Origin of the sequence: Shewanella abyssi, from assembly GCF_023284025.1 — a bacterium.
Classification (GTDB): domain Bacteria; phylum Pseudomonadota; class Gammaproteobacteria; order Enterobacterales; family Shewanellaceae; genus Shewanella; species Shewanella abyssi.
On the sequence record NZ_JAKIKR010000005.1, the window covers coordinates 132,377 to 144,405 of the forward strand.

The window sequence follows — 12,029 nt, forward strand, 5'->3', positions numbered from 1 at the left end:
ATTGTTGTAAATCGTTTATTTATCACGTTGCAGTTAGAAATAGGGTCTTTTTTAGTCGGAGAAACAATGCCTGAGTGTTTACGAGGTCCGCATATCACTTTTTACTATTTTTTAGCCTATTGATTTTTATCGAATTTACCAAATGTAAAAAAATTATCGATGCCTAGGATGCACTCCTTAGGCATCTTTTTTGCGCAGAAAGTGGTTATTTGCATGAAACTCAATCACACCTGTATAAAAACACAGTACACCTCGTAGTTCAAAAATTAACTGAACAGAAAATTTTGACTTTCAACGGATGAGAAGAAGTAGTGCAGAAAGGTTAGTAGCAACATCAAATAGAGTTACTGCTAAATCGTTTTGAGGCAAAAGTAGAGTTACCTGCAGGGAAAGGTGGTTCCAATGGCCTGCGGCCAGCGCATGTGCAGACATGCCTGAGACTCGCTGCAAGCACGTCCGTGTGGGCGAAGCGCCACGACTTTGACCTTTCTTAAAGGTCTGGCACGACTTGATAAGTCAAATAGCCGAATAGCCGACCAACAAACTTTGGGTCATAAATGACCCAACACCTCCCTATCGGCTCGCCTTTAGCCAACAAAAAACTCACCTTCACCCCACGCCTAGCCAATAAAAAGGCCTGCAACAATGCAGGCCTTCATTAATTCAAGATTGACTTGAAACGGACTTAGATACTAAGACTTAAGAGCTTAACTCTTGACCTCTTCGCTGTTAAGTTCTTCCTCTTTAGGTTCTGCCTTACCTTTAAACTTTTCACGCATGGTTTGCATCATCACGTAGAAAACTGGCACGAGCAAGGTACCGACGATAGTGGCCGCTACCATACCACCGAATACTGAATAGCCCAGTGCTCGACGACTTCCGGCGCCGGCGCCGGTAGCGACAACTAAGGGTAGTACCCCGAGTATGAACGAAAAGGCGGTCATTAATACAGCGCGAAAACGCAGTCTCGCAGCGGTTTCACCCGCTTCTAAAATGCTCTTGCCCTCCTCTCTTAATTGCTTGGCAAACTCCACAATTAAGATGGCGTTCTTACAGGCTAAGCCTATCAATAACACTAAACCAATTTGGGCATACAAGTTAAGTTCGGCGCCCACCAGCCAAATATTAAGGAACGCCCCTAATATCGCAATCGGCACGGCAAGCATAACGGCAAACGGAATGGTCCAACTCTCGTACTGAGCCACCAAAAATAGATAGGTAAAGACCAATGCTAAGCCAAAGATCAATGGCGCTAAGTTACCCGCCTTAATCTCTTGGTATGTCTGCCCTGTCCACTCATAGCTATAACCCGTCGGTAAGCTCTGCGCCGCTGCTCGTTCCATGGCACGAATCGCATCACCGGAACTATAGCCTGGCGCAGGGAAACCGTTAATCGTGGTAGAACTAAACATGTTGTATGAGTTCATCACGTCTGGTCCCAATATCGGCGTCACTGTGACTAAGGTACTCAGAGGCACCATTTCACCGGATGAGGAGCGTACATAAAAACGGGCAATATCCCTATCGGAATTTCGGTATTCGCCGTCTGCTTGTAATATCACCCTGAAGACTTTACCGAAACGGTTAAAGTCATTAACGTACATCGAGCCCAGCATGGTCTGCATGGTGGTGAAGATCTCATTCAGCGGTATGCCTAATGCTTTGGCTTTATCACGGTCGACATCAACAAACATTTGCGGCACATCGGCACGAAAATTACTAAATGACATGGCAATTTCTGGCTGCTCGTTCGCTTTCATAATCAGCGCACGCATCACCGATGCTAGCTCTTGTGGGCTGCGACCTTGGGTGTCTTGCAGTACAAACTCAAAACCACCGACACTGCCCACACCAGGTATTGGCGGCAGTGAGAAAGCCATCGCCTTAACGGATGGATTCGCCGCATATTTGGCTTGCAGCTTTGCCACAATCGCGTGCTCAGCCATATCGGCAGACTCACGCTCTGACCACGTCGACAGCGTGACAATCATCAAGCCGCCATTGGATGTAACAGAACCCGATAAAATACTAAAGCCACTGGCATGGATCACGTTTTCAACACCCGGTTCTGCCAATGTTAACTCCACCAAATCACGCATGACATCTTCGGTACGGTTAAGAGACGCGCCATCGGGTAGCTGAATATCGACCATAAAGGCTTTCTTATCTTCCATCGGTACAAAGCCAGATGGCAAGATTTTAGCTAAGCCGCCTGTCGCCGCTAACAGCGCGATAAAGACCACTAGCACCAATACCAATTTACGGGTTAGCACATGGACTAATTTGGTGTATTTACCGGTGAAGATACCAAAGTACTTATTAAATTTGGCGTGAAAGCCTTGGGTATGCTCTTTCGGTCGTCGCAGTACAGAGGCACATAATGCCGGGCTCAAGGTCAAGGCATTCACTGACGAGATAAGCACTGAAATACAGATAGTGACCGAGAACTGCGCATACATCTGTCCGGTGATCCCTGGCATCACTGCCGTCGGGGCAAATACCGCTAACAGCACTAATGTTGTCGCGATAATCGGTCCGGTGACCTCTTTCATCGCCTTAGATGTCGCTTCTTTGGGTGACAAGCCTTCGTCTTGCATTAAGCGCGTTACGTTTTCTACCACCACAATGGCATCATCAACCACAATACCGATGGCGAGGATTAGCGCGAATAAGGACACCGTATTAATGCTCATGCCGGAGATCAGCAAGAAGGCAAAGGTACCAATCAAAGACACTGGGATTGCAATTGCCGGGATTAACGTTGAACGTACATCTTGCAAGAAAATAAATACCACCAAGATAACCAAGGTTACCGAGATAAACAGTGTTTGCACCACCTCTTTAATCGAGGTTTCAACAAACTCTGTGGTGTCGTATAACACTTCGTATTCTAAGTCTCTTGGGAAGTTAGCCGCTAGGCTATCCATCTGCTGTCGAATACCCGCCGCCACTTCTAAGGCGTTCGCATCCGGTGACTGGTAGATAGAGATAATCGCTGACGGTTTGTTGTTGAGCCTGCCTTGGGCATCATAGGTTTGTGAACCTAGCTCAACACGCGCCACATCGCCGACTATAACCTTTGAACCATCTTCGTTAGCGCGGACCACAACATCCGCAAACTCTTTTTGATTCTTAAGTCGTCCTTTGGTCTGCAAGGTATATTGGAACTGTTGCTCAGGATCCACAGGCGCAGCGCCAATTCGACCCGCAGCGACTTGAATATTTTGCTCTTGCAATGCAGCAATAACGTCGGTGGCTGTAATGGCGAAACTAGCCATTTTGTCTGGATCAAGCCATATTCGCATTGCGTAATCGAGTGCACCAATAATCTGTACTTTCGATACACCGGTTTGTCGAGCGAGCGCATCTTTGACATTAAGGCCTGCATAGTTGGTAATAAACAGAGAGTCAAAGGTTTCGTTAGGCGAAACAAGGTTGACCACCATCAAAATATTGGGGCTTTGTTTCTCAACTTTCACCCCCTGCCTTTTCACCTCTTCAGGTAATCTCGGCATGGCTTGCTGCACCCGGTTTTGTACTTTTACCTGTGCCATATCGGGGTCGGTACCGACCTCAAAGGTCACATTGAGTGAGTAGCTACCGTCGTTGGCGCTCTTCGACTCCATATACAGCATGCCTTCTACGCCGTTAACTTCAGCTTCTAACGGCTGAGCAATAGTGTCTTTAACAATATTGGCACTGGCACCAGAATAACTGGTCGACACACTCACTTGTGGCGGCGCAATCTCAGGAAACTCCGACACTGACAAGATTGGGATAGAGATAAGCCCCACCAAAGTCAGTACGGTAGAGATCACAAAGGCAAATTTAGGCCTATTGATGAAGAATTCACTAATCATAGCAATCCCCTACTTGGTTTCGTTAGCGTCTTGGAAAGGAACAATCTCTTGTTCGATCGCGTTAACTTCAATACCAGGGCGAATTTTTTGTAGCCCGTCAACAACAATACGATCGCCACCGTCTAAGCCACTCAGTACACGCCATTTAACCCCGAAACGTTCACCGAGTACGACGATGCGCTTCTCCACTTTATTCTGCTCGTTCAGCACCATGACAAAACGACCTTGTTGATCTTCTTGTACTGACGCCTGTGGGATTAATAACGCTTGCTCTTTAACGGGCGACTCGATGATTAAGGTGACAAACATGCCAGGTAGCATAAAGTTATCGGCATTTTTAAAGGTCGCACGGATAGGTAATGTGCCTGTGGCGGGATCAACCTTGTTACTGACAAAATCGATGTAACCTGATTCTTTATGCATGGTCGCATTGGGCAAACGCAGATTAATCACAATATCTTGAATTTTTATATCCCGTGATAACGCTTTAGAAAAACTTTGTTGTGCAGTAATTAATGCTCTTTCGGCAACTTGAAAGTTAACCCACATTGGCTGTAATTGAACTAAGTTTGCCATGTCTGATTGCGGGCTAATGATGTCACCGGTACTGACTTTAGCATTACTAATTCGACCAGAGATGGGGGCATAGATTTTGGTATAGCTGAGCTGTAACTCTGCGGCGCTCACCGCTGCCTCGGCTTGCACGACCCCAGCAGCGGTTGTCAGCTTACGTGAGGTTAATTCATCCATATCTTGGGCACTGATCATGCCATCTGGCAGTAAGCGACGACCACGTTCCCAGTTCATTACCGCCACATCTCGAGAGGCTATCGCTTGCTTTAATACCGCTTTTTGCTGAGCCAACTCAGCAACATAGGTTGCAGGGTCGATCTCAAACAATAAGTCCCCTTGAGTAACATCGTCTCCCTCGATGAAAGAGCGCTTGAGCAGTTGCCCCTGAATTTGTGATTTAATGGTCACATCTTCAGATCCCCTTGTTCGGCCAACAATTTCAGTCTTAGATTGGATATCTTCCATCTTTGCAGTGCTCACAATCACACTCGGTAACACTGCCGCTTGGGGTGCTGGAGCCTCACCGCAACCGGTGGCCATAATACTAATACACACTATGGCGAGCAGTTTGAGTCTTGAAACTGTTGAACAGGCCATTTAAGCCTCCTGGAGGGTTGGGGATTGGATTGCTTTATTGAGAAATTATAAGCATATACTGCCCCGCATATAAACCTTTTTACATGTTTGCAGCATTATTTTTACACAAGCAAATTGCTGTGCTCGGATATTGTTGAAAAAACAACAGCAAATTGCCAACAAAAGCACTTCATTAAATTAACTGATGCTTTATTAGTCAAAGTGACCCTTGTCGATGTTACCAGAGGTAAAAGTGGGAGCTAGAGCAAGTTTATTGGAGTTGATGTCATGGTAAAAAATACTCAGAGCAACTAAGTTTTAACTAGGCTGTAAAATTAGCAAGAGTTCTGGTTTCAATAGCTGACCAATAATGATACAAATATTATAGCTCATTTTCGTTATTCCTATAACAGCATGACACCTAAGCTATTATTAGATTGAATAATCAAAGTTAAAACTTAATTGTTAACGTTAGACACATACAGTACGCACAGGCCAACACTATGTTGTTGACCAGAATAAAAAACAGTGCCCAATATGGCATCCGTTACAGCGAACAGGTAGGTAATTTATGACAGCAATTTCTCACGTTTATAACTATACAGTCCGGTGCCCTCATATAAAGGATCCCTCTCACCCAACAAGCTGGCTAAACCATATTGAGCTTAATCGTTCATGCGAAATAGCACTCGACAGAATCACTAAATGGCACGGCCATTCAGGCACACGCTTGTTTGAACATGAGGGCTTTGTCGTTAGAGAAGCAGAGCAAGAGCAGGCCTACTTTGCCATGCAAAATAACCGCCTAAAAGATGACAATCATGCATTAGTGACCTTTAAAGTCATTATGGACAACAAAACCAAAGACACATCAGTACAAGAGATAATGGAACATATCATTGATGATTATAAATCTCGCTTAAGCAAGTTGTAATCATTAGCAGGCATGTTCTAGCAGTTAGAACATGCCGCTAACTTCAACTGATATAAACCCGACCAAGTTCACACTTCAAGGCATTGATATACCTCCCAGCTCACAGATCTCACCCCTCCATTATTGCCCCCTGCCAACTAAAACATCAGAACCAACCAAGCAAACTACATATAAAACAATCAAATAAGAGTGAATATATAAAATTTTGCGCTTCTGGCGCTATATATTGAGTCAATTGCCGTTTTTCAAACTCACTGCTACAATTTACGCTACATATTGTTGTTACTTTTCTATTTACAATACAATACAAAGTACGCCTAAAAACAATTTAAACAACAAGTTACCTAACTCGACTGATATCTAAAGCTCTATTTTATTTACTACTTTACTCATTCAAGGATTGTAAACTCATGCATGAAATGGCAAATGTTGTCATCGTCGGTGGCGGCGCTGGTGGAATGGAAATTGCGACTAAGCTTGGCCACCAGTTAGGCCGTAAAAACAGGGCCAGAATCACGTTAATTGACTGTGCCGAAAGCCATATTTGGAAACCTCTTTTGCATGAGGTGGCAACAGGTGCATTGGATATTGGCATTGATGCTATTAGTTATCGAGGTCACGCAGCAGGCCATGGCTACCACTTTCAGCAAGGTGCCATGACAGAGATTGATCGAGAAGCAAAACAAGTTATCTTAGCGCCCATAACCGATGAGCAAGGTGAAGAGTTACTGCCAGCTCGCCGTATCGATTATGACTATCTCGTCATCGCCATTGGTAGTATTGCTAATGATTTCAATATTAACGGCGTACGCGACCACTGTGTATTCTTAGATAGCACTGAGCAAGCAATGGAGATCCGCACCATACTGCTCAACAAATTCATGCGCTACGCCAGCCATCACCAACTCGATGAAAAAATAAAAATCGCCGTCGTTGGTGCGGGTGCGACAGGGGTAGAAATGTCGGCAGAGATGCACCATGCGGTCGGTCAGCTACGGGGCTTTGGCTACAAAATTGATAGTAGCTTACTGGAAATTACCTTGATTGAAGCGGATAAGCGCATTCTTCCTAAAGTGGAAAAGGCCGAGATATCAAAATCTGTCGCCAAAGAGCTAACAGCAATTGGCGTCAAAGTGATGACCAATACTCGGATCAATCAGGTCACCACGGAGGGGCTGCACACCTCTACAGATGAATTCATTCCATCGGATATGGTGATCTGGTCAACGGGGGTTAAAGCGCCTGACTTTTTAAAAGAGATAGGCGGGTTAGAGAGCAACCATATCAATCAAGTGATGGTGCAGCAAAATATGCAAACCACCCGTGACCCAGCTATTTTTGCAATTGGTGATTGTGCCGCTTGCCCGCAAGAGGATGGCAGTTGGGTGCCGCCACGAGGCCAATCGGCACGCCAAATGGCACTGATGACAGCAGACAACATCAAGTTATTGGTAGCGGGTAAACCGCCATCGAAGAAATATGTGTATAAAGATCTTGGGGCACTGGTAAACCTGTCTAAATTCCACACCGTTGGTAATTTGATGTCGTTCATTGGCGGCGGCGTGATGGTAGAGGGTAAGATTGCCCGCTTTGTCTACACCTCGTTATACAGAAGACACCTTATTGAGCTCCACGGCCCGGTTAAAGGTACCCTGCTAATGCTGGCAAAAGGCATTAGCCGCATTATTCATCCGCACCTAAAGCTGCACTAAGCCTATATACCCATCCGACTTGAAGATGGCTATACAAACTGGATCCATTGGAGAATTGCTGGCATAGTGCCAGCAATTGCTAATAAATTGGTCTATATCTTGAAATTATCCACCCTTGCTATTCTCCTCGCCGCAATAACCACTGTCAGCGCTTGCGCAGAACTCAAAGATGCTGGCCGTCAGATTGGTGAAACCACCAAAGAGGTCACCACTGACATTGGTCATGCAACGCGTGATACCACCCGCGCTATTGGCCATGCATCCCGCGATGCCGTCAATTCAGTAAAAAAGGACCTCAGTGAAGATTGAGCCGGTATAAAGTGACTGCATAAAACGACGTTGTAAAACCACTTTATAAAACAGTTCTGCTACCAGTATTACGCCGCAATGGCGCGCATGCCATGTGGCTTAGTAAGCCCTTGCTCATTAAGGTGAAAATACCCTCTATCCTGTGCTCACCGATATGGGTGAGTGTAATCCCTATTCATCTACAGTACTCATCATGCCTCTTTAAGCTTTCTCTGTACTAGCCATAATCTGTGCTTTCAAATACACAACTCATGTCAGATTTTCTAACGACCTCGCACGCTAATACCACTGCCAGTACTGCAATAAAGACTAACCCTTAAACATCAATTTAATAAGCAATAAAACTGACACAAAATCATCGCCATATCGTCATGCTGATCCTCGACAATCACCCCGCCACAAAGAAACCTCCTATAAATAATATAAATTGACGGTGACGATAGTGATTAATATCAAAATGATAGCGGCCATTGCCTCTTGCAGTCTGATAACCATTGCAGCAAATGCTGCAGTACTCCCTAGCAACCAAACTGATAGCCAGTGGTTTAAAGATAGCGCCAACTTAGTCAGTGATAAAACAGAGCAGACGGCGCCGAAGAAAGCCAAGAATGTGATTCTATTTGTCGGTGATGGCATGGGCGTTTCAACGTTAACGGCAGCACGTATCTTTGAGGGACAACAACAAGCGGATCATCAAGGCGGCGAAGAAAACTTCTTAAGCTTTGAGCGTTTCCCAAAAACAGCACTGGTTAAAACCTATAATACCAATCAACAAACGCCGGACTCAGCTGGCACCATGACGGCAATCGTCACTGGGGTGAAGTCTAAAGCCGGTGTGTTGTCAGTTTCCGATAGTAGCTTACGTGCTAACTGCCTCTCTTCAAAAGGCAACGAGCTCATCACCTTGGTTGATCTTGCCAATGCAAAAGGGTTGTCGACCGGGGTCGTCAGTACCGCACGTATAACCCATGCAACACCCGCTGCGGCCTACGCAGTATCGCCAGAGCGTAACTGGGAAGCAGATTCTAATCTTCCTGCTGAAGCCGTTGCTAATGAATGTAAGGATATTGCCTACCAGCTTGTTATGCGCGATGAAGCCGATGCCTTAAGTGTTGCACTTGGTGGCGGTCGTCGTAACTTTATCCCTGAAGATGTGACCGATGGTGAAAATAAAGCCGGACGCCGCGCCGATGGCATTGACTTGACCCAAGCTTGGACCGACAACCTGAGTAACTCTGCTTATGTATGGGACAAGGCCGGTTTTGATGCCATTGATGTGAGTGCTACCGACCACCTTTTAGGCTTGTTTAATTCATCGCATATGGAATATGAAGCAGACCGAGCTAATGACAGCGCAGGTGAGCCATCATTAACAGAGATGACCACTAAGTCGATTGAGCTACTCAATAAAAACGACAATGGTTATCTGCTTATCGTTGAATCAGGTCGAATCGATCACGCCCACCATGCTGGCAATGCTTATCGCGCCATGATGGACACTGTTGAACTGTCTAATGCAGTAAAAGCGGCCGTTGCAGCAACCAACCCAGAAGAGACGCTCATCATGGTCACCGCTGACCATAGCCACGTATTTACCATCGCTGGTTACCCTGAGCGAGGTAATCCAATTTTAGGATTAGTGCATAACGTCGGCGGCGATCTCGCCATCGCACAAGACGGTAAACCCTATACCACTGTCGGTTATACCAACGGTCCAGGCGCAGTTGTTGGCGTGCGTGATGATTTGAGCTCAGTCGATAGCAAAGATAAAGACTTTATGCAGCAATCATTAGTGCCAATGAGCAGTGAAACCCACGCAGGCGAAGATATTACTCTCCATGCAACAGGCCCCGGCTCAGGCCTTATCCAAGGCGTGATTGAACAGAACGTTATCTTCCACATCATCAACCAAGCGCAAACGCTGGGCGGTACTAAATATTAATCGCTAACTCACTGGCATTAATAATTTTTCTTACTGACTGATATAGGTCAGCAATAGTACCCAATAATTGGAGTTTAAAATGAACAAGAAATTTCTGATAGTTTCAATTGCAGCAATGCTTGGTTTAGCAGCATGCGGCAGTGATGGCGATAACGGCAACGACGGTAACAATGGTTCAGACGGCAGTAATGGTGGCAATGGCAACAACGGCCAAGATTGGACAGCGGTTAATCAATGGTATGTCGATGGCCAAGCTAGAGTGGCAAAAGCCCAAGAACTTAGTGTCAATAACCAAGCTGGCGCCGCCAAAAACATCATTCTATTTGTCGGTGATGGCATGGGCGTATCCACCGTTACCGCGGCGCGTATTTTAGCAGGTCAGTTAAAAGGACAAACCGGTGAAGAGAACTCGCTCTCGTTTGAAACTCTGCCCTACTTAGGCCTGGCTAAAACTTACAATGTCGACGGACAAACGCCAGATTCAGCTGGCACCATGACGGCAATGGTCACCGGGGTTAAAACCGACGTCGGAGTACTTTCACAAGGCGAAGGGGTGTCACGAGGTAATTGCGCTTCAACGGCAGGACAAAACCTAGTGACCTCACTTGAACTGGCCGCCATGGCAGGCCTATCTACAGGTGTCGTTTCTACAGCCCGTATTACCCATGCAACACCGGCGGCAACTTATGCCCATTCTCCAGAGCGTAACTGGGAAAGCGATGCTGATTTGCCCGCCGAGGCCGTGACTAATGGTTGTAAGGATATCGCATCACAGTTAATCGACTTTAACTTTGGCAGCGGACTTAATGTGGTGATGGGCGGCGGTCGCCGTGCGTTTATTCCGAGCACCATGACAGACCCTGAAGGCAAGTCTGGCAAACGCCTAGATAACCGCAACTTAACCGATGAATGGTTAAATAAATACCCTAATGCTGCTTATGTTGCTGATAGAGAGGCTTTCTTAGCCCTAGATCCCAGCAACACAGACCACGCGTTAGGTCTGTTTAATTCATCGCACATGGAATATGACTATGACCGCACCACAGCGGGCGTGACTGGCGAACCATCTCTGGCTGAAATGACGGCCAAATCCATTGATATTTTGAAGAAAAATGACCAAGGTTTTGTGCTGATTATTGAGGCCGGACGCATCGACCATGCGCACCATGCGGGTAATGCTGCACGCGCTTTACACGACACGATTGCGATGTCTGAAGCTGTCCGCGTTGCTATGGAGAAAACATCGGAGAAAGATACCTTGTTAATTGTTACCGCCGATCACAGCCACGTATTCACCATCGCAGGCTACCCTACTCGTGGCAACCCCATCTTAGGGTTAGTTAAAGGCAATGGCGCAGACGGACGACCTAGTGTGACCAACGCTACCGATGCAAATGGCTTACCCTATACCACAGTCGGTTATGCCAATGGCCTAGGTTATGCCAACTTAGCAACAGGGGGCGATGAGCGTTATGGCTACGCTGCTGCAGCGGGGCGTTTTGACTTAAATTATGTTGATACTCAAAGCGCTGGCTTTCATCAAGAAGCGCTGGTACCACTGGGGAGTGAAACTCATGCGGGTGAAGATGTTGGTATCTTTGCCAGTGGTCCAGGTTCACACCTTATTCAAGGTACCGTAGAGCAAAACCACATTTTCCATGTGATGAACCATGCAGCAAGCTTGGTAGAAAAAGCGCAGTCAGCCCAACCATAACCGCAGTTGATGATTGAAAATCCACCGGGATCTCTCGGTGCTAGGTTCTAGGTTCTAGGTTCTAGGTTCTAGGTTCTAGGTTCTAGGCTCTAGGCTCTAGGCTCTAGGCTCTAGGCTCTAGCAAAGCATAAAATCAACATCAAAAGCCAAAGGGTGTTTTCTGTTGATTTCCTAGCAGGACGCAGTCCGTCCTAGCAGTGAGCTGGCGAACGTCCTAGTACCTAGGACCTTCTCTTACGGTAAAACTAGAAAAGAGCAAAGCGACGGCATAAATACCGACCTACTTTAAAAGAAGGTGCTAGCAAAGCATAAAATCAACATCAAAAGCCAAAGGGTGTTTTCTGTTGATTTCCTAGCAGGACGCAGTCCGTCCTAGCAGTGAGCTGGCGAACGTCCTAGTACCTAGGAC

7 protein-coding genes are annotated in these 12,029 nt (G+C 46.2%); 5 read left to right on the forward strand and 2 right to left on the reverse strand.

Annotated elements, in window-relative coordinates; all coding sequences use genetic code 11:
• Nucleotides 1-707 precede the first annotated feature (707 nt).
• Both L2755_RS04135 and L2755_RS04140 read right to left on the reverse strand, forming a co-directional pair.
• Nucleotides 708-3,860: an efflux RND transporter permease subunit gene (locus tag L2755_RS04135; protein ID WP_248979479.1), complete on the reverse strand. Its 3,153-nt coding sequence runs from the start codon at nt 3,858-3,860 to the stop codon at nt 708-710.
• A gap of 9 nt (nt 3,861-3,869) precedes the next feature.
• Nucleotides 3,870-5,030, reverse strand: a complete 1,161-nt coding sequence (locus tag L2755_RS04140; RefSeq protein ID WP_248979480.1) for an efflux RND transporter periplasmic adaptor subunit — start codon at nt 5,028-5,030, stop codon at nt 3,870-3,872.
• A gap of 550 nt (nt 5,031-5,580) precedes the next feature.
• Between L2755_RS04140 and L2755_RS04145 the strand changes: the two genes are divergently transcribed.
• The 5 genes from L2755_RS04145 to L2755_RS04165 all read left to right on the forward strand — a co-directional run bounded on the left by L2755_RS04145 (nt 5,581) and on the right by L2755_RS04165 (nt 11,620).
• Entirely contained in the window at nt 5,581-5,943 is a 363-nt protein-coding gene (locus L2755_RS04145; RefSeq protein ID WP_248979481.1) for a cytoplasmic protein, read from the forward strand.
• A gap of 410 nt (nt 5,944-6,353) precedes the next feature.
• Nucleotides 6,354-7,655, forward strand: coding sequence for an NAD(P)/FAD-dependent oxidoreductase (locus tag L2755_RS04150; RefSeq protein WP_248979482.1), 1,302 nt, complete (start codon nt 6,354-6,356; stop codon nt 7,653-7,655).
• Between the two features lie 99 nt (nt 7,656-7,754).
• Nucleotides 7,755-7,964, forward strand: a complete 210-nt coding sequence (locus L2755_RS04155) for a hypothetical protein (protein ID WP_283102716.1) — start codon at nt 7,755-7,757, stop codon at nt 7,962-7,964.
• A gap of 445 nt (nt 7,965-8,409) precedes the next feature.
• Nucleotides 8,410-9,906 carry an alkaline phosphatase gene (locus tag L2755_RS04160; RefSeq protein WP_248979489.1) on the forward strand — a complete coding sequence of 499 codons (1,497 nt, stop codon included), beginning with the start codon at nt 8,410-8,412 and terminating at the stop codon, nt 9,904-9,906.
• A 79-nt stretch (nt 9,907-9,985) separates the two neighbouring features.
• Nucleotides 9,986-11,620 (forward strand): alkaline phosphatase family protein, encoded by a 1,635-nt coding sequence (locus L2755_RS04165; RefSeq protein ID WP_248979483.1) that lies wholly within the window; start codon nt 9,986-9,988, stop codon nt 11,618-11,620.
• Nucleotides 11,621-12,029 lie beyond the last annotated feature (409 nt).

Bases quoted from the DNA above. Each gene is read 5' to 3' on its own strand.
- L2755_RS04150 (WP_248979482.1), top strand. From the start codon at position 6,354: ATGCATGAAATGGCAAATGTTGTCATCGTCGGTGGCGGCGCTGGTGGA.
- L2755_RS04135 (WP_248979479.1), bottom strand. From the start codon at position 3,860: ATGATTAGTGAATTCTTCATCAATAGGCCTAAATTTGCCTTTGTGATC.
- L2755_RS04145 (WP_248979481.1), top strand. From the start codon at position 5,581: ATGACAGCAATTTCTCACGTTTATAACTATACAGTCCGGTGCCCTCAT.
- L2755_RS04165 (WP_248979483.1), top strand. From the start codon at position 9,986: ATGAACAAGAAATTTCTGATAGTTTCAATTGCAGCAATGCTTGGTTTA.
- L2755_RS04140 (WP_248979480.1), bottom strand. From the start codon at position 5,030: ATGGCCTGTTCAACAGTTTCAAGACTCAAACTGCTCGCCATAGTGTGT.